Source organism: Streptomyces sp. GL_148 (assembly GCF_057834205.1).
In genome coordinates, this window is sequence record NZ_CM174396.1 from 954,669 (window position 1) to 977,074 (window position 22,406).

A 22,406-nucleotide genomic window follows, 5' to 3' on the forward strand; every position below is an offset into this window, starting at 1 on the left:
CGGGCTCACCGGGACGGGCTCACCGGGCGGGCTACCCGGGCAGCAGGCCGACGAGCGCGTCCCGCAGGGCCGGGTGGCGGACGGTCATGAAGCGGTGCAGGTTCCGGGAGCCGAATGCCACCCGCTGGGCGCTGCGGCGGCGCTCGCCGTCGTACGCGCGCAGGGCGGCGGGCAGATTGCCGGCGCCGTGGGCGGCCACGGCCCGGGTGAAGGCCTCCGCGTCGAGGAGAGCGGTGCAGGCGCCCTGGCCGAGGTTCGGGGTCATGGCGTGCGCCGCGTCGCCGACCAGCGCGACCGGTCCGGGCCCGGCCGTGCGGGTGAAGGAGGGCAGCGCCGGATGGAGGTGACGCATTCGGTGGCGGATCCAGGTCTGCGGGTCGGTGTCGGCGAGCACGCGCGGGATGGGGTCGTGCCAGTCGGCGAAGGCGGCCCGCAGTTCCTCCGCCGTGGTGGCCTCGGGCACGGTGGCGTACCAGTTGGTGCGGCCGGGTTCGACCGGGGTCATCCCGAAGAAGCGGCCCCGGCCCCAGGTCTCGCCGTAGACGCCGGTCTCGAACCCGGCGATGCCGATCCAGGCCGTGGAGGCGAGCTCGCGCGGCCGGCTCCCGCCCTCGAAGTGAGCGGCGCGGACCGCGCTGTTGATCCCGTCGGCGCCGACGAGGAGGTCCGCGCGCCGCGCGGCCGAAGCCTCGTAGGCCCGGCCGTACGCGATCTCCGTGCCGCCGAGCCGCGCGAGCTCGGCGAGCAGCGCTTCGGTCAAGTAGGGCCGTGAGATGAGGAGTTCGGGGCGACCTGCCTTGCGTTCGATCCGCTCCAGCGGGAGCGCGGCCAGGACCCGGCCGTCGGGGCACCGGATCTGCGCGTCGCGGTACGGGACCGCGCGCTCCCGCAGCGCCCCGCCGAGGCCGAGCCGATCGAGGGCCGCCTGGGCGGTGGGGTGGATGCCGAAGGCGGTGCCGTACCGCTCCGGCTCGGCCCGGCGCTCCAGAACGGTCACCTCCCATCCGGCCCGGCGCAGGCCGATGGCGGTGGCGAGACCGCCGACCCCGGCACCGACGACCACCGCCGAGCCCCTCTCGGTACCCCTGCCCCCAGTGCTCACGCCCATGGCACACCCCTCGTTCGAGTCGCTTCCACTCGACCACCACAACTGTGGTGCTACACCTGTGGTACCACGGTTGTGGTTAAGCTGGCAAGGTGAACCAGGACCGAAGGGACCGGCTGCGGGACGCGGCCATCGCGGTGCTTGCCGAGGCGGGCGGGCGGGGGCTGACGCACCGAGCCGTCGACGCCGCGGCGGACGTGCCGCTCGGCACCGCCAAGAACTACTTCCCGACCCGCGACGCACTGCTGCGCGCGGTCGCCGAGCGCTGCCTGGAGCAGTACCGGGCACTCGCCGACCGGCTCGCGGGGGCCGGCCCCGGACCCACTGACCGCGCCGCACTCGCTGCGCTGCTCGCCGGACTGCTCCGCGATACCGCCGGAGCCGGGCGGCCGCGCGTGGTGGCCTACTTGGAGCTCCAGGCCGAGGCGACCCGAAGGCCGTGGCTGGCGCAGCTGCTGGACCCGATCGCGGCGGCGGACTTCGCGGCGTTCGGGCACCTGCTGGCCGCCGCCGGACTGCCGGCCGGCCCGGAGCACGCCCGCGACCTCACCCTCACGCTGCACGGAGCCGTCCCCCACCTCCTGACGGGCGCCCCGCACACCCTGGCCGCGGCCGGGCTCACCGACCTGGACACCTTCACGCGCCGTGTGCTGGACCGCGTATGCCCCGCACCGCACGAGGGAACCCGGTGACCACCCGGACCGACCGTGCCGTCGGAGCCGTGCTCGGCTCGGCGGCCGGGGACGCACTCGGCGCACCCTACGAGTTCGGCCCCGCCGGGCAGTTGAGCGCCCGCGGCGAGGAGATGCGCGGAGGTGGCGGCTGGGATCCGGGCGAGGCCACCGACGACACGCAGATGGCGGTACTGGTCGGGGAATCCCTGCTGGCCTGCGGCGGGCTGGAACTCCCCGACGTCTTCGGCCGGTTCCGGCGCTGGGCGGCCGGAGACCCCAAGGACATCGGACTGCAGACGAAGACCGTGCTGACGAGCGGCGACCCGTGGGACCTGGCCGCCGCGCTGCACTTCCAGGTCAGCGGGCGGGCGGCGGGCAACGGTTCCCTGATGCGCGCCTCGACCTCGGCGGTGTACTTCGCCCCCTCCGGGCGGGAGTCGACCATGGCCGCGGCCCGGCGGATCGCCGCGCTCACCCACGGGGACCGGGCCGCCTGGGAAGGCACGGCCGTCCTGCACGATTTCGTACGCGTGGCCCTGGACGGCGGTGACCCGTTCGCCGCGCTCCCCTCGACGCTGACGCAGGTGCATCCAGACCACCGCGAGCGGTACGCGCGGGTCCTGGCCCCGGACTGGCATCCGGGCCTGGCCACCGAGTTCAACGGGGCGGCGTGGCCCTGCCTGGGCTCGGCGGTGTGGGCGCTGCGCACCACCACCGGCTTCGCGGAGGCCGTACGGGCCGCCGTGGACCTGGGCGGCGACACCGACACAGTGGCGGCGGTGACCGGCACCCTCGCCGGGGCACGGTACGGCGCGGCGGCGGTCCCGGAGTCCTGGACGGAACCGCTGCACGTACCCGTGCCGGGCTACGGGGACCACGTGCTCGACGCCGCCGGGCTACGGGACATGGCCCGGCGCCTCGCGACGGCCGGAGCCGCCTCCGCCGCCCGGGAGGCGTAGGCCCCCGGGCGGCGGTGCGGAACCGTCAGCCTCCCGTGGTGGAGCCCGGTCGGATGACCATCAGGACGGTCACCGTGGCCCACAGCAGGTTGAAGACCCCGGTGAGCATCGCGAGGCGAGCGGCGGCCCGGGCACCGGGACCGGGACCAGGGCTGGCATCGAGACCCGGTCCCGCCTGCTCCTGCAGTGCGGTGAGGGCGGCGTCCTGGGCCGGAAGGATCAGCAGGGCGAGGACGGCGGCCGCCGCGGTGGTCAGCACGATCGAGACGATCAGCCATCCGCTGCCGAGCACTCCGAGGCTGCTCGCCGTGGCGAACCCGAGGACGGGCACCGCGGTGCCGACGGCCGCGTAGACACGGCAGACGCGGTGCAGCATCCGCAGGTTCGCGAGGGCGTCGCGGTCACCCGGGGCACGGTCGCTCGGGGCACCGGCACCCGATTCACCCGTTGCCCGGCGCAGCGCCGCGGGGAACATGCTCGCGGCGACGGCGACCGGCCCGATGGCCAGTACGGCGGCGAGGACGTGGAGGGAAAGGAAGAGCTTCGTCACGGGCGCGGCTCCGCGTCCTGGCGCAGGAGCTCGACTACGGCGTCGATCCGGCCGATGGGTGTGGAGACGGCCAGGTCCCAGGTTCCTTCAACGGACATGCTGTGGTTCTTTCCTCGAGGTGCGGGGCGAGAGGGGACGCGGGTACTGCAGGCGGGTACCGGACGCGGGTACTGGACGGGTGCGCCCGGTCAGAAGCCGACTGGGGCCGGGCCCCGCTCGCGCCAGACGGTGCCGCGGCGTTCATGGGCGAACAGTTCCTCCACGGCCTGCGCGATCCGCGGACCCACCTCGCGTTCCAGCAGGTACAGGCCCAGATCGAGTCCCGAGGTGACACCGGCGCCGGTGACGAGGTCGCCGTCGTCGACGACGCGGGCGCGGACGGCGTGGACGCCGGTGGTGTCGAGCATGTCCAGGCCCAGGTGGTGGGTGGTGGCGTGGCGGCCCTCCAGCAGGCCGGCCATGGCCAGTACGAGCGAGCCGCCGCACACCGCGGCGACCGTCACCCGCGGGTTGGCCATCGCCGCCTTGAGCAGCGCGGGCAGCTCGGTGGTCAGGGTGCGGCCGATCAGGACGGGGATGAACTCGTCCTGCCGCCACGGCCCCTCGCCCGTGTCGAGGTCCGGGACCTCGCCGGGTTCTCCGATGCGGCCCGAGGCGCCGGGAACGAGGACCAGGCCCGCACGGCCGGGGTCCAGGCCGCCCGTGGCGCGCAGCGCCAGGCCCCCGGCACCGCTGACCACCTCGCGCGGCCCTTCGGCGGAGACCAGCTCCACGCTCACCGCGCCGCCGGATGCGGCGCCCCCGGCGTGGAGCACTTCGTAGGGGGCGATGACGTCGAGTGGATCGAATCCGTCGAACAGGACGATCTGGGCGTGCATGAAGGGTTCCTCCGCGTGCGGCGGTCCGGTCCGGTCCCTGCCGGTCCGGACTCACCCTTGACGCTATGGGTCCGGCGCCTCCTGCCCCAGTGGCATTAACGACACCTTCCAACGGGATAACGCCACAGCCCGCACAAGCACCTTTGACCTGCAGAAGGATGCGATCCGAGGATCCTTGGCCCCTTCAGCCCGCCCGGTGACCGGCTATGTTCTGGCCATGCACACCGTCGCCGTCCTCGCCCTGGACCGGGTGGTCCCCTTCGATCTGTCCACCCCTATCGAGGTCTTCACCCGTACCCGCCTGCCGGACGGCCGCCCGGCCTACCAGATCCGGGTGTGCGCGGAGCAGCCGGAGGTCGACGCGGGCGCCTTCACCCTGCGCGCACCGTGGGGGCTGGAGGCACTCCAGGGCGCGGACACGATCATCGTGCCCGGTACCTACGTCCCCACGGCCCCGCTCGCTCCCGCCGTCCGCACCGCGCTGCTGACGGCGGCCGAGCGGGGCACGCGCATCGCCTCCATCTGCTCGGGCACGTTCCCGCTGGCCGCCACCGGGCTCCTGAACGGCCTGCGGGCGACAACCCATTGGATGGCGGCCGACCTCCTCGCCGCCACCTATCCGGACATCGAGGTCGACCCGGACGTCCTGTACGTCGACAACGGCCGGATCCTCACCTCGGCCGGCGCCGCCGCGGGCCTGGACCTGTGCCTGCACATGATCCGCAGGGACTACGGCTCGGCGGTCGCCGCCGACGCGGCCCGGCTGTCCGTCATGCCCCTGGAGCGGGAGGGCGGGCAGGCTCAGTTCATCGTGCACGACCACGCGCCGACCCCCAGGGGTTCCGTACTGGAACCCCTGCTCTCCTGGCTGCAGGAGAACCTGGCCCGCGACCTCACGCTCGCCGACATCGCCGCGCGCGCCGGAACGAGCACGCGGACCCTGATCCGCCGCTTCCGCGAACAGACCGGCACCACCCCGCTCCAGTGGCTCCACCGCGCCCGCATCCGCCAGGCGCAGCACCTCCTGGAGACCACGCAGCACTCCGTGGAACGCATCGGCACCCAGGTCGGCTTCGGTTCGCCCACCGCTTTCCGCGACCGCTTCAAGCGCACCACCGGGGTCAGTCCCCACGCCTACCGCCGCGCGTTCAGCTGACCGCCGGACTTACCCGGCGGCACCCGCGCGGGCGCGGCGAGGTCCGCGACCCCTGGAGGGATCCCAGGTCACCCCTGGAGGGATCCCCCGACGGTTTCCCCGACGGCGGCGCCGGCGCTCAGCCCGGCCAGCAGACGCCCTTCGGCGTACCCGAGGGCGGGCGCGGGGAGCGTGCCGGGGCGGCCGCTGAGCAGGACGGTCAGGCTGCCGGTGTGCGGCAGACCGGGCTCCGGGCGGGCGCCGAGCCGGCGCAGGGCCTGGACGGCGACGGGCTCGGCGGAGCCGTGGAAGACGTACGCGCCGCCCCCGGTGCGCCGGTCGAGGGCGGCCCGGATGGGGGCTTCGACCAGCTCGTAGTGGGTGCAGCCGAGCACGACGTCGGTGACGTCGGCCGGGGTCAGAGCGGCGGCCGCGGCGACGGCCCGTACGACGGCGGCCCCGTCGCCCGCTTCGACGGCGTCGGCCAGACCCGGGCAGGGCACCTCGGTGACGCGCGCCCCGTCGGCGAAGTCGCGGATCAGGCCGCGCTGGTAGGGGCTTCCGGTGGTGGCGGGGGTGGCCCAGATGGCCACGCGCCCTCCGGCGGCCGCGGCGGGCTTGATCGCCGGCACGGTCCCGATGACCGGGATCGCGGGCTCCAGCGCGGCGCGCAGCGCGGGCAGCGCGTGCACGGAGGCGGTGTTGCAGGCGACGATCAGCGCGTCCGGCCGGTGCGTCGCGGCGGCCCGCGCGACGGTGAGGGCCCGCCCGGTGAGGTCCTGCGGGGTCCTCGGACCCCAGGGCATGCCGTCGGGGTCGCAGGACAGCACCAGGTCCGCGTCCGGCCGCAGCCGTCGCATCGCGGCAGCCGCTGCGAGGAGGCCGATACCGGAGTCCATGAGGGCGATCTTCACTTGGTCACCTTAATCGATCCCCCCACCCCACCCGGGGCAACGGGACCGCACCTCCGCCCTCGGCACGGCACCGGACCGCACTGCACTGCACCGCGCCGCGCCGCGCCGCGCCGCATCCCAGAAGGCCACCGGCCCCCACGTCCGTGCCCCACGGTGATCCGCCACCACCCGCCCGGCCCGAATCGGCCCCCGGACCGATCCGGGCCTCCGAACCCGGTGTCCCGCCACCTCGCGGGGTGCCCGTCCCGGCACACTGCCGGGATGGGTTACCTCCTCGTCGCCGCGTGCGCCTCGCTCGCCGTCTGGCTCTGGCTCACCCTCGGCCAAGGCATGTTCTGGCGGACCGATACGCGCCTCCCGCCCCGGCACGCCCCCGCCCGCTGGCCGTCCGTCGCGATCGTGGTCCCGGCCAGGGACGAGGCCGAGGTGCTGCCGCTCAGCCTGCCCTCGCTGCTCGCGCAGGACTATCCCGGCGAGGCCGAGGTCATCCTGGTCGACGACGGCAGTACGGACGGCACGGCCGACCTCGCCCGTCGGCTCGCCGACGCGCACCCCGGGCTGCCCCTGACCGTCCTCTCCCCCGGCGAGCCCGACCCCGGGTGGACCGGCAAGCTCTGGGCACTGCGGCACGGCATCACGCACGCCCGCTCCGGCGCCGGCTCCGTCCTGGGCTCCGGGCCGGATTCCCGCCCGGGTTCCAGCCCGGGCCCCGCCCCCGACTACCTCCTCCTCACCGACGCCGACATCGCCCACGAACCCGACAGCCTGCGCGAGCTGGTCTGCGCCGCGACCGCCGCCGACCTCGATCTGGTCTCCCAGATGGCCCGGCTGCGCGCCGTCAGCGTCTGGGAGCGGCTGATCGTCCCGGCCTTCGTGTACTTCTTCGCCCAGCTCTACCCCTTCCGCTGGATCAACCGCCCCGCCGCCCGCACCGCGGCCGCCGCCGGCGGGTGCGTCCTGCTGCGCACCGAGGCGGCCGTGCGGGCCGGGGTCCCGGAGTCGATCCGGCAGGCCGTCATCGACGACGTCTCGCTCGCCCGGGCGGTCCAGCGCACCGGCGGGCGGATCTGGCTCGGGCTCGCGGAGCGGGTGGACAGCGTGCGCCCGTACACCTCCCTCGCGGACCTGTGGCGGATGGTCTCGCGCAGCGCCTACGCGCAACTGCGCCACCGGCCCGCGCTCCTGGCCGGGACGGTGGCCGGGCTGGCCCTGGTGTACCTCGTGCCGCCGGCCGCGCTCCTCGCCGGCCTGGCCGCCGGCCGGCCCGCCGTCGCCTGGGCCGGCGGCCTGGCCTGGCTGCTGATGGCCGGCACCTACCTGCCGATGCTGCGCTACTACCGCCAGCCGGCGGTCCTCGCGCCGCTCCTCCCGCTGACCGCGCTGCTGTACCTCCTGATGACCGTCGACTCGGCCGTGCAGCACTACCGCGGACGCGGAGCGGCATGGAAGGGACGTACCTATGCCCGCCCCGGCGACGCCTGAAACCGGACTCCGCCCTTCTCATTCACGTCATCCGAGGTCAGTGGCTTATGACGCTTCGTCAGCACAAGGCCGGCGCGCGATCCGTGCAACACCCAACCGGTGAGCACGAGTAGGAGCAAGATGGGGCGGAAGTGACCAAATCGTGCACGTGAACGTCAAGTGAAACCTGTGGCCCTGACCTGCGAATATGCAGGTCAGGGCGGTGTTGACGGCACCTCGCTATGGACCCGGTGAAGTCGTGGGCTTAACTTAGGTCCATGACCTCCCCCCGCTCCACTTATGGCGGCGGTTACTACTCCGCGCCCTCCTTCCCGGACACCCCTATCTACGACTCCCTCGTCGCCGAACGCGGGACCCCGCAGATCGCCCCGATCCGGGTCCCCGCCGCCTACGACTCGCCGAGCGCCGGCTACTCGAGCGGTGGGTACCTCCCGGCCCTCGCGTCCGCGCTCCCCGCCCTGCCGGCGGCGCTGCCGCCCGCCCGCCCGCAACAACAGCAGGCCCCGGCGTACGGGTACCCGTACCAGCAGCAGGCCGCGCCCCAGCAGATGCCGCACATGCAGCAGATGCCGCCGATGCCGCAGCCCATGTCGATGCCGATGCCGCTCCAGCAGGCGCCGGTGCCGTACGTCCCGCAGCAGCCGCAGCCGTTCGCGGCCCGCACGGGTTACGTCCCGCAGCCCCAGCCGCAGCAGCCCCGCCCGGTCGCCACGAGCACCGGGTACGAGGCGATGCGCCCGGCCGCGCCGCGTCCGATGCAGGCGCAGCCCGCGCCCGTGCCGGCCGCCTCGTTCGAGGACCCGTACGGACGTCCGTACCAGCCGCAGGGGCGCGGTTACTGACCGCCGCGCCCGGCCGGCCCCTTGCGACGAGGTCGCCGCGGAGTCCGCGAGGGGCGGCTGGCAGAATTTCCCCATGGTGAAACTGCGTGTCCAGGCGCTCCACGTCCATCCCGTCAAATCGGTGGCGGGGACGGCACCCGACGAGGTGGCCGTGGAGCCCTGGGGTCTGTCCGGCGACCGCCGATGGGCGGTGGTGGACGGGGAGGGCACGGTCATCACCCAACGCCAGCAGCCGAGGCTGGCCTTGGCACGGGCCCGTCCGCTGGGGGGCGGCGGGTTCGAGGTCTCGGCGCCGGGCATGGCGGATCTGACGGTAGAGGTCCCGGAGCGGGGTCCGCTGGAGCCGGTGGCGCTCTTCGGCAAGAAGATCGAGACCGTGGCGGCGGCGCAAGCCGCAGCCGACTGGTTCACCGCGTACCTGGGCGTACCGGCACACCTGGTGCACTTGGACGACCCGGCCGTACGGCGGCCGGTGGATCCCGAGTACGCGCTGCCCGGCGAGACCGTGAGTCTCGCCGACGGCTATCCGCTGTTGATCGCCACCCTCGCCTCCCTGGACGCGCTCAACGCCCTGATCGCCCGGGGGAACCATCCTGACGAGGGCCCCCTCCCGATGAACCGGTTCCGCCCGAACGTGGTGGTGTCCGGAGCCGAGGCGTGGGCCGAGGACCGCTGGGAGCGCGTCGCGATCGGCGACGCCGTCTTCCGCGGGGCGCGCGAGTGCGGACGCTGTGTCGTGACGACCACCGACCAGACGACGGCGGTGCGGGGCAAGGAGCCGCTCCAGACCCTGGCCAGGCACCGGCGGATCGGGAAGTCCCTGGCCTTCGGGCGGCTGCTGGTGCCGGTTCGGCTGGGGACGCTGCGGGTCGGCGACGAGGTGCGCGTCCTGGCGTGAGGGCGTCCGCAGGGACGGAGCCGCCTCCAGGGGGCCGGTGAGACCACCCGGATTGACACCTTCGAGGGGCTCTGGCATCACCCTGGAACCAACCGCCACTGCCTGCCCGTTGGAACAAGCGAGACGTGAGCACCGGACCGGGTGACACACGTCTCGCGCGTCCCGGAATGCGGGTGGCCGGGGCATGCGGGAGGCTGGGACGGCAGGCAGGCGCAGACTGGCACAAGTAGGGGGAGCCGGACCGTGCGGACAGCAATGGGAGTGTGGCGCTGGCGGCGCAATCCGCTACGCCGCCAGACGGATCTATTCGAGGCCTGGGTGGCCTTCGCGGCGCTGCTGTGCGTCCTGTTGGTGGCTCCGGCCATCGGCTGGGCCGCCGGCCTGCGGGTGGACGGCACGCTGCAGCGGGCCGTGCGCGAACAGCGCAGCGAGCGCCATCTCGTACCGGCGGTGGTGGTGCGGCCGACACCGGATCCGCTCCTCGGCGCGGCCACCGAACCGGCGGCGCAGCGCCAGACCCCGCAGCGCACGCAGATCGTCGCGTCGTGGACGGCGCCCGACGGCAGCAACCACCAGGGCACGGTGCCGGCCGCCGAGGAACCGCCGCGTCCCGGTGACCGGTTCCGCATATGGACCGATACGCACGGCCGCCTCGTCGGACAGCCCCTCGACCCCTCCTCCGCCAGTTTCCACGCGGGCGTGGCGGGGCTCGCGGCGGCCCTGGGCATTGCCGCACTGGTGGAGACGCTTCGCCGCCTGGTCGTACGAAGGCTCATGCATCGGCGGTACACCCGGCTGGACCGCGCGTGGGCCGCGGCGGGACCGGACTGGGGCCGGGCGGGCGCGGGCAGCTGACCTGGCAACTCACCGGCCCCGCGCGCGCTACGGTGGAGCGCCGGAGCGGCTGCTCCGATCGGGGCCGGTGAAACGGCCGGGCGATCGGGGCGGACGGTGCGGCGGCGCGAGCCCCGAACGGCAGGGCGCGAACGGCAGGACACGTACAGGTACACGGCAGGACACGTACACGGTCGGACACGCGGACGGTTTCGGCCCGCGGACGATCAGCAGGCGGCTCTACGGAACACGAGGGTGGGGGCACGACAGCACCATGGCTCAGGGCACGGTCCAGGTGACGCACGGCGGTTCCTCGCGGTGGCGTCGCCGCTCCGGTGATTATCCGACGCTGACCGCCGCGCTGGCCGTGGCGGGCGACGGCGACGTCCTGTCCATCGCGCCCGGCACCTACCGGGAGAATCTGGTGCTGAACCACGCCGTGACCCTGCGCGGCCCGGAGGGCTCGCTCGGTTCGGTGCGGATCGCACCGCTCGACGGGGTCGCGCTGACCGTCCGCGCCTCGGCGGTCATCCAGGACCTCCACCTGGAGGGCCAGGACCCCACGGCGCCCGCGCTGCTCGTCGAGGACGGGTCCCCCGAGCTCACCGACCTGCGGGTGAGCACCCGCTCGGCGGCCGGCATCGAGGTCCGCGGGAGCGGCGCCCGGCCCTTGGTCCGGCGCTGCACGGTGGAGAATTCCGCCGGAACCGGCATCGCCGTACTGGACGGCGGCGGCGGGGTGTTCGCCGACTGCGAGGTCGTGGCCGCCGGCCAGACCGGGGTCTCCGTGCGCAGCGGTGGCCGCCCGCGGCTGGAGCGCTGCCGGATCCACCACGCCACGGGCGCCGGCATCGCCGTGACCGGCGACGGTTCGGGCCTGGAGGCGCTGGGCTGCGAGGTGTACGAGATCAAGGGCGCCGGCGTGCAGATCGCCGCGCGGGCCACGGCCGTGCTCACCGACTGCGCGGTCCACCGCACCTCGGCCGACGGGGTCACCCTCGACACGGACGCCGTCCTCACGCTCGCCGGCTGCGACATCCACGACATCCCCGAGAACGCGGTGGACCTGCGCTCGCGCTCCGTGCTCACCCTCAGCCGCACCACCGTCCGCCGCTTCGGCCGCAACGGCCTGTCCGTGTGGGATCCCGGCACCCGCGTCGTCGCCGACTCCTGCGAGATCCACGACAGCACCGGCGACTATCCGGCCGTCTGGATCAGCGACGGGGCCGGGGTCTCGCTGGACTCCTGCCGGGTGCACGACGTACCGGACGCCCTGTTCGTACTGGACCGGGGTTCGCGGGTGGACGTCGTGGACAGCGACATCTCCCAAGTGCGCAACACCGCCGTCTCGGTGAGCGACGGAGCGACGGCCCAGCTGGACGACTGCCGGATCCGGGAGGCGGCCACGGGGGCCTGGTTCCGCGACCACGGCAGCGGCGGCACGCTCGCCAACTGCACCATCGACTCCGTCCAGACCGGCGTGATCGTCACCAAGGGCGCGGACCCCACGCTGGAGCGCTGCACGGTCAGTTCCCCCGCCGAAGCCGGGTTCTACGTGTCGGCGGGCGGGCGCGGCACCTTCACGGCGTGCCGGGTCACGGGCAGTGCGGGCTTCGGTTTCCACGTCATCGACGGCTGCCGGACCTCCCTGCACCGCTGCCACACCGAGCGCTGCGCGCGCGGGGGCTACGAGTTCGCGGAGGACGGCCCGGCCGCCGAGGACTGCACGAGCGACGAGTCCGGACCGCGCCTCGCCGCCCGGTCCGCCTCCGGCCTGGGCTCCGGCCTGGGCTCCGGCTCGGGTGTCGGCTCGGGTGTCGGCTCGGGGGCAGGGGTGGCGGGGGCCGGGGAGCGTACGGGGATCCGCACGGTGTCGGCCGCGCCGGGATCCGTAGCTGCCGCGGGCACGGCCGAGCGGGTGCCGGCCCAGCGGCCGGCCGACGAGACGGACGCCGCGGCGACCGGGCAGCCCGCGGCCCGCGGTTCGGTCGAGGTCCTGGGACACCTCGACGCGCTGGTGGGGCTGGACAGCGTCAAACGCGAGGTCCGCGCGCTCACCGACATGATCGAGGTGGGCCGGCGCCGGCAGCAGGCGGGGCTCAAGGCCGCCTCGGTCCGCCGCCACCTGGTCTTCACCGGCTCCCCCGGCACCGGCAAGACCACCGTGGCCCGGCTGTACGGGGAGATCCTGGCCTCCCTCGGCGTGCTGGAGCGCGGCCACCTCGTGGAGGTGTCCCGGGTCGACTTGGTCGGCGAGCACATCGGGTCCACCGCGATCCGCACGCAGGAGGCCTTCGACCGGGCGCGCGGCGGGGTGCTGTTCATCGACGAGGCGTACGCGCTGGCGCCCGAGGACTCGGGCCGCGATTTCGGGCGCGAGGCGATCGACACGCTGGTGAAGCTGATGGAGGACCACCGGGACGCGGTGGTGGTGATCGTCGCCGGATACACGGCGGAGATGGACCGCTTCCTCACCGTGAACCCCGGGGTGGCCTCGCGCTTCTCCCGGACCATCACCTTCGGGGACTACGGGCCGGCGGAGCTGCTGCGGATCGTGGAGCAGCAGGCCGAGGAGCACGAGTACCTGCTCGGCGAGAAGACCTCCGACGCACTGCTGACCTACTTCACCGACCTGCCCAAGGGGCCCGCCTTCGGCAACGGCCGCACCGCGCGCCAGACCTTCGAGTCGATGGTCGAGCGGCACGCGGGGCGGGTCGCGCAGTTGTCGGAGCCGAGCAAGGACGACCTCACCCTGCTCTACCCGGCGGACCTTCCGGAGCTCTGACCGGACGCCGCCCCCGGGGTTCGACGTCCCGCGAGCAGGTCCCGGCGCATGCACACCCGGGGCCAGCGGGCGAGCCCGTGCACGGCCTCGCGGTCCCGGATGTCCCGCAGGCCGGGGCCGAGGCCGCTCTCGTCCAGGGTCCGGAAGCCGCACCGGACGTAGTACGGGGCGTTCCACGGTACGTCGGTGAAGGTCGTGAGGGTCAGCGCGGGGGCGCCCTCCGCCCGGGCCCGCTCCGCGAGGTGTTCCAGCAGGGACCGGCCGATGCGGCGGTGGGCGCGGTCCGGGTGCACCGACACCTGCTCGACGTGGAGGTTCCCGTCGACGCGGTCGGCGAGGAGATAGCCGACGGGGTTCCCCGTCCCGGCGCCCTCGGCCGCGACCCAGGCCAGTCCGGCCCGCCGGTAGCCGAGGAGTTCCTCCAGCGGAATCGGTTCGTCGTCGGCGATCTCCGGCATGCCGATGGTTCGGAAGCATTCCCCGGATGCCCTCTCGATGTCCTGCAGGAGGGACAGCTCGTCGATGTGCGCTGCTCTGATAAGCATGTACGGCATTGTCCCGGCCGGGACCCGGTCCGCGAAACGGGTTCGTCACCCCGCGGCGGACAACTGACGGACCGACAGCTAAAGTGACAGCCCGCCGGATGCCGTCGGCTGCGACCGACTGCGACCGACTGCAGCCGACCGCCCGCCCAACCGAGGGAGTGCCGCCATGGCCCGTCGACTCCGCCCCGTAGGACTGGACTTCATCGAGGTCGCCCCCACCCGCCTGGTCTTCGCCGGCCGGACCACGGCGGCTCCCGAGGCCGTCTACCGGGCGCTGGCGGAGGAGGTCGAGGGCTGGCCGCGCTGGTTCCGGGCGGTCACCCTGGCCCGGCCCACCCACGGGGGCGCCGGGCGCGAGATCAAACTGGCGGGCGGGGTCCGGTTCCAGGAGACGATCATGGCCGCGGATCCGGAGCGGCGCTACGCGTACCGGGTCGACGAGACCAACGCCCCCGGCATACGGGCCCTGCTGGAGGAGTGGCGCCTCTCCCCCTCCGGCTCCGGCACCCACATCCAGTGGACCTTCGCGGCGGACGGCCCGACCCCCGTACGCCTCGCCCTGACCGCGGCCCGCCCGGGCCTCGGCCACTCGTTCCGCTCGGCGGTCCGCGCACTGGACCTGCGACTGGCGGCACGGGGCTGATCAGACGAGCCGGCCGGGGCCCACGCCAGGAGCGCGCTGCGTCAGCAGTCGGCGCCGCCGTGCCTACGGGGTCGTGGCCACGGGCCCGTCGCGGTTCAGATCGCGGGGTGCCGGACCGCCAGGTCCCCGTAACCGCCCGCCGACCAGACGCGGGTGCGGAACTCCTGCAAGGTCATGGCCCGTTCTCCGGGGAAGTGGACCGTGCCGCAGCGGCCGCAGTACCAGGCCTCCGCCCAGACGCGGTCGGCGGCCACCCGGCCCGGTTCGGTCCGGCGGCGCCAGGCCCGTACGGCCCGGCCCGACAGGGCTATCAGCACGGGGGCCAAGATCACCGAGGCCGCCGAGATCCAGCCCAGGTAGGTCGTGGGGTCATCGACTCCGAAGGGGAGGTCTCCGTCGCCCCCGTAGAACTGCGGGGCCGCATCGCCCTCGAACCACTTCCCCGCCATCCCGCCCCAGATGAAGGCGCCGATCGCCACCAGGACGAGCACCGCCCCGAGGCAGCCCATGGCGCTGTCGTCCGGCTCGTCCGGGGCGATCGCGAGGGCCTTGGCCAGTGCCGAGTTCTCCTCGCGGGTCGTGACGTCCTCGCCGTCGCTGCCTTTTCTCTCCACGCTCAGCTTGGCCTTGGCCCGCAGGTAGGCGGCGGACACGCCCAGCACTTGGTCCTCCCGGCCGCACCGGGGACAGGCCAACGAGCCCTCGCCGCCCCCGCCTTGGCCCTGTGTTCCCGTACCGCCGTCCGCCGACTCCGCCATGGCTCCCCACCCCGCGTCGTACCCCGTCCAAAGTCAGCACAGCGTAGCCAGCGGACCCGGCACCGGCCAGGGGAAACGATTCAGCTGACGGGCTCGCTCCACACGCCGGTCGCCAGCATGGTCTCGAGCGTCCGCGCGTACGGGGCGATGTCGAGCCCCTGCTGCGCCAGCCACGCGTCGGAGTAGTACTTGTCGAGGTAGCGCTCGCCCCCGTCGCAGAGCAGGGTCACGACGCTGCCCGTGCGGCCCTCCGCCACCATCTCCGAGATGATCTTCAGCGCGCTCCACACTCCGGTACCGGTGGAACCGCCGGCCTTGCGGCCGATCACCCTCTCCAGCTCACGGCACGCGGCGACGCTCGCGGCATCCGGCACCCGCATCATCCGGTCGATGGCCCCGGGGACGAAGCTCGGCTCCATCCGGGGCCGGCCGATGCCCTCGATGCGCGAGCCGCAGTCGCTGGTGGCGTGCGGGTCACTCCGGGTCCAGCCGTCGAAGAAGCAGGAGTTCTCGGGGTCCGGGACGCAGATGCGGGTGTCGTGCTGCATGTAGTGCACGTAGCGCGCGATCGTCGCGGAGGTGCCGCCGGTGCCGGCCGTGGCCACGATCCAGGCGGGCTCGGGGTAACGCTCCAACCGCAGCTGCTGGTACATCGATTCGGCGATGTTGTTGTTGCCGCGCCAGTCCGTCGCCCGCTCCGCGTACGTGAACTGGTCCATGTAGTGGCCGCCGGTGCGGGCGGCGAGCTCGGCCGACTCCTCGTACATCTTCATCGAGTCGTCGACGAAGTGGCATTCGCCGCCGTGGAACTCGATGAGCCGGCACTTCTCGGGGCTCGTCGTACGCGGCATGACGGCGATGAACGGGACGCCGATCAGCTTGGCGAAGTACGCCTCCGAGACGGCGGTGGAACCGGACGAGGCCTCGATGACGGGGCGGCCGGGGCGGATCCAGCCGTTGCAGAGGGCGTAGAGGAACAGGGAGCGGGCGAGGCGGTGCTTGAGGGAGCCCGTCGGGTGGGTGGACTCGTCCTTGAGGTAGAGGTCGATGCCCCAGGCCTCCGGGAGCGGGAAGCGCAGCAGGTGGGTGTCGGCGGAGCGGTTCGCGTCCGCCTGCACCTTGCGGACGGCCTCTTTCAGCCAGGCGCGGTAGTCCGCGTCGCTGCGGTCGACGTCGATGGTCGTGGCGGTCGTACCGGTGGTGGTGCTCATGCGCCGTGCTCCTTCGTACTTCCCGAGGTTCCGAGTGCGCGCAAGGCGTGTCTGCGCACCGCTCGCTTTCGAAATGTACCCCGCCCACCTGCACAAACGGTCACTTTGGGTATCTATGCGAATCACTTTCGATCGCGTTCGGTTGCACACCGGCCCACAGTGGGTGACCCTGGGGAGGCGTCACCGAGGGTGCAGCACCCGTAACACTGATGTCGGGGAGTCGCAGCCGTGATCAGTCATTCCCGCAGGCACTGCGTCGTCGAACTGCAGGCCCTGCCCTTGCGGATCGGACAGATCCGCCGAATCGTTTCGGCGCAACTGCGCCACTGGCAGCTCGATCCGCTCATAGACCGGGCCGCGCTCGGCGTGACGGAGCTGCTCAGCAACGTCCACCGCCATGCGCAGCCGGACAAGACCTGCACGGTCGAGATCGAGCTCCGCCTCGGCCGGCTGACGGTCTCCGTCTACGACAGCGACCCCCGCCTCCCGATGCTCCGGGATTCCGGGGCCGCCGGGGCTTGTGGGGCCGCCGGGGCTTCCGGGGCCGCTCGCCCCGCGGACGTTGCCCCTGTCGATGCGGTCCCTGTCGATGCTGCCTCCGTCGATGCCCTGGAGACCTCCGGACGCGGGCTCGCGCTCGTGGAGGCGCTGAGCGAGGCGTGGGGCGCCAGGCGGCAGGACGACTGCCCGGGCAAGGTGGTGTGGTTCTCCCTGCGCGCCACCCCCGGCCCGGCCGCACCGGAACGCCACCCGGTGCTCCTGGCCGAGAAGCCGGCGTCGCCGCCCGAGAAGAAGGCCGTACGGGAACCCGCGCCGGCCCCGCCCGCCGCCGCACCCCCCGAGCCGGTCTCCGCCGGCCTGTCGGTGTCCGCCTCGGTCGGCGCCCGGCCCGGGTAGCCTCCGGCCGCCGCAGCCGCCCGGAGGGGCCGTCCAGGCTCTCTAGGGCCTGTCGTCAAACTCCCGTCTGCCGCGCGGCCGCCCTTCGGGCGACGACGGGAGTTTGACGACAGGCCCTAGGCCGCCGCGCCCAGGGTCCCGAGCGGGTCGTCCAGCACCGGCTGCCACGCCAGCTCGGCGGCGCCGACCAGGCTGTTGTGGTCGAGCGTGCACGGCAGGATCGGCACGCCGCCGCTGCGCCCCCACAGGCTGCGGTCCGCGACCACCGCGCGCAGCCGCTCGGGGTCGGCGTAGAGCAGCTCGCGGTGGAGTCCGCCCAGGATGATGCGGTCCGGATTCAGGATGTTGACCAGGCCCGCGAGGCCCAGCCCGAGCCGGTCGATGAGCTCCTCGGTGGCGGCCCGTACCCCCGGGTCCGCGGACTCCTCGCGCAGCAGGTCGCGGGCCTGCTGGAGCAGGGACACCTCGGGGCCCGGGGTGCGTCCGGCGGCGGTGAGGAAGGCCAGCGGGTCGGCCTCCACGTCGAGGCAGCCGCGGCTGCCGCAGTGGCAGGCGCGCCCTTCCGGATTCACGGTGAGGTGGCCGACCTCCAGGGCCAGGCCCGAACTCCCGCTGTGCAGACGGCCGTCCAGGACGAGCGCCCCGCCGACCCCGCGGTGCCCGGTGGCCACGCACAGCAGGTGCTGGGCGCTGCGGCCTGCGCCGTGGCGGTGCTCGGCGAGCGCGGCGAGGTTCACGTCGTTGCCGGTCAGCGCCGGGCCGTCGATACCGGCCTGCTTCACGCAGTCGGCGAAGATGGCCCGGACGGGGGAGCCGGCCGGCCAGGCCAGGTGCAGCGGGTTCAGCGCCGTGCCCTCCGGCTCCGCGACCGCCGAGGGCACCGCGAGGCCGGCGCCGATGCAGCGCCGGCCGCTCTGCGCGAGCAGCGCGGCCCCGGCTTCGACGACCGCGCCGAGCACCTGCGCGGGGTCGGCCGACACGGGCACCCTGCCGGGAGCCGTGGCGACGATCCGGCCGCCGAGGCCGACCAGGGCGGCCCGGAACCCGTCCGAGTGCACCTGCGCCGCCAGGGCCACCGGGCCGTTCTCGTCCACGGAGAGCCGGTGCGAAGGGCGGCCCTGGGTTCCGCCGGCCCCGCCGGGGCGGGAGTCCACGCGGATCAGGCCGAGCGCCTCCAGCTCGGCGGCGACGGCGCCGGCGGTGGCGCGCGTGACGCCGAGCTCGGCCGTCAGGACCGCGCGGGTCGGGGCCCGGCCGGTGTGGACGAGCTCCAGCGCCGGCCCGAGCGCGCCACGGCCCCGCTCCAGCTTGGTCCGCGCGGAGCCCGCTGCCGCGGACGCGGAGGCCGCAGCGGAGGCAGATGCCGAGGCCGAAGCCCTGTCGGACCCCTCGGCCGTGCCGGCCCCTTCCGTCCCGCCCGTCCCGCCTGTCCCGTCCGTCCCAGCGGACACCGTGGTCACATCCCCCACCCGCCGCGGGGCCCCGTTGCCGTTCATGACAGCGATCCTCGCATGATCGGAGCGTCGAGGACGCCGCCTGCTAGCCGAGCCCGCCGACCCGCAGTGTGATGTTCAGCCGCCCGGTCAGCCCGAGGCCGGCCGGAGCGGTGCCGGGCAGGACTTTCGGCACCCCGTGAAAGGCCCGTCGGACCGGTCCTCCGAAGACGAACAGGTCCCCGCTGCGCAGCTCAACGTCCCGATACGGACGCCCGCGGGAGGCGGTGTTGCCGAAGCGGAAGAGGCAGGAATCACCCAGGCTCAGCGAGACCACGGGGGCTTCGGAGCGCTCCTCGGCGTCCCGGTGCATGCCCATGCGGGAGTCGCCCTCGTAGAAGTTGACCAAGGCGATGTCGTACGCGACGAGCGGATCCGGAGCCTGCCCGTACGCGGCGGCCACGGCGCTGCGTCCCAGCCGTGCGAGCCAGTCGGGCATCGCCTTGACCGGCGCGCCGTCCCCGTCGACGGCCGTGGCCGCGTATCCGTACGGGTACCAGTGCAGCCCCAGGCACAGCTGCCGGGCGGTCATCGTCCCCCCGCCCGGGGTGCGCACCGTCCGCAGCCCGGCCGGCGGCCGGGCCCATCCCCGGCAGGCCTCCACCAACTCCCGCTGCCGCCCGGGCCCCAGCCAGTCGGGCACGTGCACGGCGCCGGGCACGATCTCGGTTCGCTCGCGCGGGAAGAGCTCGCCGCCCGGGTGCTCCATGACCATTCCCACCTCCTCCGCCACCTCCTCCGTGACCTCCATCATCCGTCGTTGTGCGTCCCCGCGGGCTGCTGCGAGACTCCCGGCATGGAGATCATCAGCTATGTGAAGACCGTGGCCCGCGAGGGCGAGCAGCTCGCCGCCACCGCCGAACGGGCCGGTACGGACGCCCTGGTGCCCACCTGCCCCCAGTGGCGGGTTGCCGACCTGCTGCGCCACACCGGCTCCGTGCACCGCTGGGCCACCGGGTACGTGGCGCAGGGCCTGACCGAGCGGGCGCCGTTCCCGGAGGCTCCGGAGCTGGTGGGCGCGGAACTGCTGGCCTGGTTCCGCGAGGGCCACGCGACGCTGGTGCGGACGCTGACCGGCACGTCGGCCGACGCGCAGTGCTGGACCTTCCTGCCGACCGCGCCGCCTTCGCCGCTGGCCTTCTGGGCGCGGCGCCAGGCGCACGAGACCACCGTGCACCGGATGGACGCGGAAGCCGCGCTGGGCGTGCCCTTCGGGCCGGTGGATCCCGCCTTCGCGGAGGACGGGGTGGACGAGCTGCTGACCGGGTTCCACGCGCGGCCGCAGAGCCGGGTCCGGACGGCGGAGCCGCGGGTGATGCGGGTACGGGCCTCCGACACGGGCGCGGTGTGGACCGTACACCTGTCCCAGGAGCCGGCGCGCACGGTGCGCGGGGACGCGGACGGCGCGGAGGCCGACTGCACGCTGACGGGCGAGGCCGCCTGGCTCTACTCGGCGCTGTGGAACCGGCAGCCGCTCACCGGTCCCGGCGTGACGGGCGACGCGGAACTGGCCCGGCTCTGGGTGGAAACGGCCGGAATCTGACCCCTCGGCCCGCGAACCGCCGGTGCGGCGGCCCGCCGCACCGGCGGGAACCCTTGTGGTGGTGCGTCCCGCGCGGAGAGACTGCGTGCATGGAGCAACGCAGGCAGGCCGACCGGGACGCGGTCACCATCGAGATCGTGTACGCCTTCGTCAGCGGCGGTTTCGCGGCCGGACTCGTCTTCGCGGCGCTGTACGGCCCGGTCCTCGCCTTCGGCCTCTCCCCCGCCGTGGGCCGAACCCTGGCGACGGTGGGCGGCGTCCTGGCCGCGACGGTGTTCCTGCTCCGGGTCACGCACGTCCTGTGGCGCTTCGCCCGGCGGCCGCAGAACGACGTCCCGCCGTGCGAGGGACACGGGGCCGGGCACTAGAGTCCCGGCATGCGCATCGCCGTCCCCCTCAACGCGCTCACCGACACCAATCTGCGGCTGGCGGTGGTCAGTCAGCTGATGGAAGCGGGCACGCTGCCGCTCTTCCAGCCCCCGGTGTCCGAAGGCGCGCACGTCTGCGGGGACGCGTGCGATGCCGTCTGCGAGGAGTGGCTCGACGGCCTCGAGAGCTTCGACTACCGGCAGGACGTGGCCGATGCCCTGCTCGGACTGCCCGTCACCGAGGCCCAGTGCGCCACCGTACGGGAGCTGAGGTGGCACACCTCCTCGAAGGCCATCGCCCTGGTCTGGAGCGAGTGGGGCGGCGAGTGCGAGGAGTTCCACATTCGCGCACTCGACGGCTTGGGCACGGCCCTGCCCGGCCTTGAAGCACTTCATCTGGAGCTGACCGAGGTCACCGACCTGACGCCCCTGGCCTCCTGCGACCAGCTCCGTGCGCTCACCCTGACCGGGGGCTACGACGACGCGACGGACCTCGCGCCCCTCGCCGGCTCCCGCACGCTGACCTCACTCACGCTGGGCTCCAAGCGAGTGGATGACCTGCGCCCCCTGAGCGGCCTCCCGCTGGAGCACCTCTCCCTCGACGGCTGCCACGACGCCGAAGGCCACGACGTGATCGACCTCGCGCCATTGGAGCGCATCACGTCCCTGCGCACGCTGCGCCACCGCCGCTTCGCCCGCATCCGCGGGGACGAGCACCCGGTCCGTTCCGCATTCGACAACGCCCGGGTCATCGAAGGCCTCGCCGCACGCGGTGTCACCCTCGCCTTCGACTGGTGACGCTCCCGGCAGTGCGGGGAACCGGCGCGGCTCAGCCCACGTTCGACGCGTAGGACGTCTGGGCGCGGTACGTCCAACTGGGCTGCGCGTTCCAGGGGTTGGGCATCTTCGCGCTGGTGGCGTAGGCGTAGCCCGCGCCACGTTCGAAGGCCGTGCGAAGCGTCGCGCGCATCGCGGTGGCGTCCGGGACGTCGTGTACGAGGTGCCAGAACGCGGTGCCGCTCGGGTCGATTTCGGCGCCGGAGCGGTAGCCGGTGAGCGCGTTGAAGACGTTGCCGCCGAGCCAGCCGGCGCCCGTGTAGGCCGCGTACGTGTCCTCGAAGGTGACGAAGACGTCGGCGGTGCGGCGGCCGGGCTCCAGGAAGCAGTCGGCGATGGCCGTACCCGGGTTGTTGACGACCAGGTCCGCCGTGCCGGGGGCGATGGCCTCCATGGTGTCCTGCACATAGCCGCGGAGTTCCGCGTAGTGGTCACGGACGGCGTTGGCCGGGCCGCAGTCGCGGCTGACGACGTCGAAGAAGATGCCGTCCACGTGGAGGCGGCCGTCGGGAGTCTTCAGGTAGTTGTCCACGGAGGCCTTGACCGCGGCGATGTCGCGGTTGCCGTGGTCGGTGTGGACGTAGCCGAGCACCTTGGTCTTCTCGCCGGTGGCGGTGGTGCCGGTGCGCAGGACGTCGGCGCGGGCCCGCCAGGGGGCGTCGAACGGGGAGTCGCCGTTGCCCGGGTTGAGGACCACGACCGAGGCGGCGGGGCTGGTGGCGGTGAGATCGACGAGCATCGGGTCGTCGGCCCAGACGTAGGCCGGGACGGCTATCTCCAGGCCCCGTACGCCGGCCGCCCGGGGCGTCGGTCTGAAATCGGGGGCCGGGGCGCGGTCCGGGGCTTGGGCGCCGCTCGGCTCCGAGCTCGCCGACGCGGTGACGGCCGGCGCCGGCGCGGCCAGTAAGAGGGTGGCGAGGACGGCGTAAACGGCCTTCGCGGCGCGGGTCATGACTGCTCCTCGGGGCGACGGCAGGGCGGCGCCGGAGCGATGGCCGGGCGCCGGGGACGACGGCCGGGACGGGAGCCCGGCCCGAGGAACACTAGACGGGCGG

The 22,406-nt window shown here is 73.9% G+C and carries 23 protein-coding genes; 13 read left to right on the forward strand and 10 right to left on the reverse strand.

The features are described from left to right. Positions 1 to 31: 31 nt before the first annotated feature. Positions 32 to 1,108 carry an FAD-dependent oxidoreductase gene (locus tag AC3IYI_RS04315; protein ID WP_489408932.1) on the reverse strand — a complete coding sequence of 359 codons (1,077 nt, stop codon included), beginning with the start codon at positions 1,106 to 1,108 and terminating at the stop codon, positions 32 to 34. An 89-nt stretch (positions 1,109 to 1,197) separates the two neighbouring features. Between AC3IYI_RS04315 and AC3IYI_RS04320 the strand changes: the two genes are divergently transcribed. Further along, positions 1,198 to 1,797, forward strand: coding sequence for a TetR/AcrR family transcriptional regulator (locus AC3IYI_RS04320; protein ID WP_489408933.1), 600 nt, complete (start codon positions 1,198 to 1,200; stop codon positions 1,795 to 1,797). Then, positions 1,767 to 2,738, forward strand: a complete 972-nt coding sequence (locus AC3IYI_RS04325) for an ADP-ribosylglycohydrolase family protein (RefSeq protein ID WP_489408934.1) — start codon at positions 1,767 to 1,769, stop codon at positions 2,736 to 2,738. The genes AC3IYI_RS04320 and AC3IYI_RS04325 overlap by 31 nt, the downstream gene beginning before the upstream one ends. A gap of 25 nt (positions 2,739 to 2,763) precedes the next feature. Here the strand turns inward: AC3IYI_RS04325 and AC3IYI_RS04330 are convergent, their stop codons facing one another. Both AC3IYI_RS04330 and AC3IYI_RS04335 read right to left on the reverse strand, forming a co-directional pair. Next, positions 2,764 to 3,288: a hypothetical protein gene (locus AC3IYI_RS04330; protein ID WP_489408935.1), complete on the reverse strand. Its 525-nt coding sequence runs from the start codon at positions 3,286 to 3,288 to the stop codon at positions 2,764 to 2,766. A gap of 188 nt (positions 3,289 to 3,476) precedes the next feature. Continuing rightward, on the reverse strand, positions 3,477 to 4,166 hold the full coding sequence (locus AC3IYI_RS04335) for a DJ-1/PfpI family protein (protein ID WP_489408936.1): 690 nt from the start codon (positions 4,164 to 4,166) through the stop codon (positions 3,477 to 3,479). Positions 4,167 to 4,383: 217 nt separating this feature from the next. Between AC3IYI_RS04335 and AC3IYI_RS04340 the strand changes: the two genes are divergently transcribed. Beyond that, positions 4,384 to 5,322 (forward strand): GlxA family transcriptional regulator, encoded by a 939-nt coding sequence (locus AC3IYI_RS04340; RefSeq protein WP_489408937.1) that lies wholly within the window; start codon positions 4,384 to 4,386, stop codon positions 5,320 to 5,322. 68 nt (positions 5,323 to 5,390) lie between these two features. On the opposite strand, the gene AC3IYI_RS04345 is transcribed toward AC3IYI_RS04340, so the two are convergent. Beyond that, entirely contained in the window at positions 5,391 to 6,215 is an 825-nt protein-coding gene (locus AC3IYI_RS04345; RefSeq protein WP_489408938.1) for a glutamate racemase, read from the reverse strand. Positions 6,216 to 6,476: 261 nt separating this feature from the next. Between AC3IYI_RS04345 and AC3IYI_RS04350 the strand changes: the two genes are divergently transcribed. From AC3IYI_RS04350 to AC3IYI_RS04370, 5 genes are all read left to right on the forward strand, one after another. Then, a complete protein-coding gene (locus AC3IYI_RS04350; RefSeq protein ID WP_489408939.1) occupies positions 6,477 to 7,697 on the forward strand; it encodes a glycosyltransferase in 1,221 nt (406 codons plus the stop codon). 257 nt (positions 7,698 to 7,954) lie between these two features. After that, positions 7,955 to 8,539 (forward strand): DUF6643 family protein, encoded by a 585-nt coding sequence (locus AC3IYI_RS04355; RefSeq protein WP_489408940.1) that lies wholly within the window; start codon positions 7,955 to 7,957, stop codon positions 8,537 to 8,539. Between the two features lie 73 nt (positions 8,540 to 8,612). Then, complete coding sequence (locus tag AC3IYI_RS04360; protein ID WP_489408941.1) at positions 8,613 to 9,437, forward strand: MOSC domain-containing protein; 825 nt, start codon at positions 8,613 to 8,615, stop codon at positions 9,435 to 9,437. 243 nt (positions 9,438 to 9,680) lie between these two features. Then, positions 9,681 to 10,292, forward strand: a complete 612-nt coding sequence (locus tag AC3IYI_RS04365) for an Rv1733c family protein (RefSeq protein ID WP_489408942.1) — start codon at positions 9,681 to 9,683, stop codon at positions 10,290 to 10,292. Between the two features lie 253 nt (positions 10,293 to 10,545). Then, the gene (locus tag AC3IYI_RS04370) at positions 10,546 to 13,056 is read left to right on the forward strand and encodes a right-handed parallel beta-helix repeat-containing protein (protein WP_489408943.1); all 2,511 of its coding nucleotides are present in this window, start codon (positions 10,546 to 10,548) and stop codon (positions 13,054 to 13,056) included. On the opposite strand, the gene AC3IYI_RS04375 is transcribed toward AC3IYI_RS04370, so the two are convergent. Beyond that, the gene (locus AC3IYI_RS04375) at positions 13,029 to 13,601 is read right to left on the reverse strand and encodes a GNAT family N-acetyltransferase (RefSeq protein ID WP_489408944.1); all 573 of its coding nucleotides are present in this window, start codon (positions 13,599 to 13,601) and stop codon (positions 13,029 to 13,031) included. The genes AC3IYI_RS04370 and AC3IYI_RS04375 overlap by 28 nt on opposite strands. A gap of 166 nt (positions 13,602 to 13,767) precedes the next feature. Here AC3IYI_RS04375 and AC3IYI_RS04380 point away from each other — a divergent pair, with 166 nt between their 5' ends. Then, positions 13,768 to 14,244 carry an SRPBCC family protein gene (locus AC3IYI_RS04380; RefSeq protein WP_489408945.1) on the forward strand — a complete coding sequence of 159 codons (477 nt, stop codon included), beginning with the start codon at positions 13,768 to 13,770 and terminating at the stop codon, positions 14,242 to 14,244. A 95-nt stretch (positions 14,245 to 14,339) separates the two neighbouring features. On the opposite strand, the gene AC3IYI_RS04385 is transcribed toward AC3IYI_RS04380, so the two are convergent. Continuing rightward, the gene (locus AC3IYI_RS04385) at positions 14,340 to 14,906 is read right to left on the reverse strand and encodes a hypothetical protein (protein ID WP_489408946.1); all 567 of its coding nucleotides are present in this window, start codon (positions 14,904 to 14,906) and stop codon (positions 14,340 to 14,342) included. A gap of 176 nt (positions 14,907 to 15,082) precedes the next feature. After that, on the reverse strand, positions 15,083 to 16,213 hold the full coding sequence (gene cds1, locus AC3IYI_RS04390; RefSeq protein WP_489408947.1) for an L-cysteine desulfhydrase Cds1: 1,131 nt from the start codon (positions 16,211 to 16,213) through the stop codon (positions 15,083 to 15,085). Between the two features lie 228 nt (positions 16,214 to 16,441). Between cds1 and AC3IYI_RS04395 the strand changes: the two genes are divergently transcribed. Continuing rightward, a complete protein-coding gene (locus AC3IYI_RS04395) occupies positions 16,442 to 17,110 on the forward strand; it encodes an ATP-binding protein (RefSeq protein ID WP_489408948.1) in 669 nt (222 codons plus the stop codon). A gap of 116 nt (positions 17,111 to 17,226) precedes the next feature. On the opposite strand, the gene AC3IYI_RS04400 is transcribed toward AC3IYI_RS04395, so the two are convergent. Together AC3IYI_RS04400 and AC3IYI_RS04405 are read right to left on the reverse strand one after the other, a co-directional pair. Continuing rightward, positions 17,227 to 18,606, reverse strand: a complete 1,380-nt coding sequence (locus tag AC3IYI_RS04400; RefSeq protein WP_489408949.1) for an ROK family transcriptional regulator — start codon at positions 18,604 to 18,606, stop codon at positions 17,227 to 17,229. A 43-nt stretch (positions 18,607 to 18,649) separates the two neighbouring features. Next, entirely contained in the window at positions 18,650 to 19,354 is a 705-nt protein-coding gene (locus AC3IYI_RS04405) for an alpha-ketoglutarate-dependent dioxygenase AlkB family protein (protein ID WP_489411881.1), read from the reverse strand. A 45-nt stretch (positions 19,355 to 19,399) separates the two neighbouring features. Between AC3IYI_RS04405 and AC3IYI_RS04410 the strand changes: the two genes are divergently transcribed. From AC3IYI_RS04410 to AC3IYI_RS04420, 3 genes are all read left to right on the forward strand, one after another. Then, entirely contained in the window at positions 19,400 to 20,146 is a 747-nt protein-coding gene (locus AC3IYI_RS04410; RefSeq protein ID WP_489408950.1) for a maleylpyruvate isomerase family mycothiol-dependent enzyme, read from the forward strand. A gap of 89 nt (positions 20,147 to 20,235) precedes the next feature. Then, positions 20,236 to 20,514 (forward strand): DUF6332 family protein, encoded by a 279-nt coding sequence (locus tag AC3IYI_RS04415; RefSeq protein ID WP_489408951.1) that lies wholly within the window; start codon positions 20,236 to 20,238, stop codon positions 20,512 to 20,514. A gap of 9 nt (positions 20,515 to 20,523) precedes the next feature. Next, a complete protein-coding gene (locus AC3IYI_RS04420; protein WP_489408952.1) occupies positions 20,524 to 21,312 on the forward strand; it encodes a DUF6892 domain-containing protein in 789 nt (262 codons plus the stop codon). 31 nt (positions 21,313 to 21,343) lie between these two features. Here AC3IYI_RS04420 and AC3IYI_RS04425 read toward each other — a convergent pair whose 3' ends face one another. Then, complete coding sequence (locus AC3IYI_RS04425; protein ID WP_489408953.1) at positions 21,344 to 22,303, reverse strand: spherulation-specific family 4 protein; 960 nt, start codon at positions 22,301 to 22,303, stop codon at positions 21,344 to 21,346. Positions 22,304 to 22,406 lie beyond the last annotated feature (103 nt).

Coding starts and splice junctions, on each gene's coding strand:
- AC3IYI_RS04375 (WP_489408944.1), bottom strand. CDS start 13,601: ATGCTTATCAGAGCAGCGCACATCGACGAGCTGTCCCTCCTGCAGGAC.
- AC3IYI_RS04420 (WP_489408952.1), top strand. CDS start 20,524: ATGCGCATCGCCGTCCCCCTCAACGCGCTCACCGACACCAATCTGCGG.
- AC3IYI_RS04425 (WP_489408953.1), bottom strand. CDS start 22,303: ATGACCCGCGCCGCGAAGGCCGTTTACGCCGTCCTCGCCACCCTCTTA.
- AC3IYI_RS04355 (WP_489408940.1), top strand. CDS start 7,955: ATGACCTCCCCCCGCTCCACTTATGGCGGCGGTTACTACTCCGCGCCC.
- AC3IYI_RS04340 (WP_489408937.1), top strand. CDS start 4,384: ATGCACACCGTCGCCGTCCTCGCCCTGGACCGGGTGGTCCCCTTCGAT.
- AC3IYI_RS04415 (WP_489408951.1), top strand. CDS start 20,236: ATGGAGCAACGCAGGCAGGCCGACCGGGACGCGGTCACCATCGAGATC.
- AC3IYI_RS04405 (WP_489411881.1), bottom strand. CDS start 19,354: ATGGAGGTCACGGAGGAGGTGGCGGAGGAGGTGGGAATGGTCATGGAG.
- AC3IYI_RS04350 (WP_489408939.1), top strand. CDS start 6,477: ATGGGTTACCTCCTCGTCGCCGCGTGCGCCTCGCTCGCCGTCTGGCTC.
- AC3IYI_RS04335 (WP_489408936.1), bottom strand. CDS start 4,166: ATGCACGCCCAGATCGTCCTGTTCGACGGATTCGATCCACTCGACGTC.
- AC3IYI_RS04380 (WP_489408945.1), top strand. CDS start 13,768: ATGGCCCGTCGACTCCGCCCCGTAGGACTGGACTTCATCGAGGTCGCC.
- AC3IYI_RS04400 (WP_489408949.1), bottom strand. CDS start 18,606: ATGAACGGCAACGGGGCCCCGCGGCGGGTGGGGGATGTGACCACGGTG.
- AC3IYI_RS04410 (WP_489408950.1), top strand. CDS start 19,400: ATGGAGATCATCAGCTATGTGAAGACCGTGGCCCGCGAGGGCGAGCAG.
- AC3IYI_RS04315 (WP_489408932.1), bottom strand. CDS start 1,108: ATGGGCGTGAGCACTGGGGGCAGGGGTACCGAGAGGGGCTCGGCGGTG.
- AC3IYI_RS04325 (WP_489408934.1), top strand. CDS start 1,767: ATGCCCCGCACCGCACGAGGGAACCCGGTGACCACCCGGACCGACCGT.
- AC3IYI_RS04370 (WP_489408943.1), top strand. CDS start 10,546: ATGGCTCAGGGCACGGTCCAGGTGACGCACGGCGGTTCCTCGCGGTGG.
- cds1 (WP_489408947.1), bottom strand. CDS start 16,213: ATGAGCACCACCACCGGTACGACCGCCACGACCATCGACGTCGACCGC.
- AC3IYI_RS04360 (WP_489408941.1), top strand. CDS start 8,613: ATGGTGAAACTGCGTGTCCAGGCGCTCCACGTCCATCCCGTCAAATCG.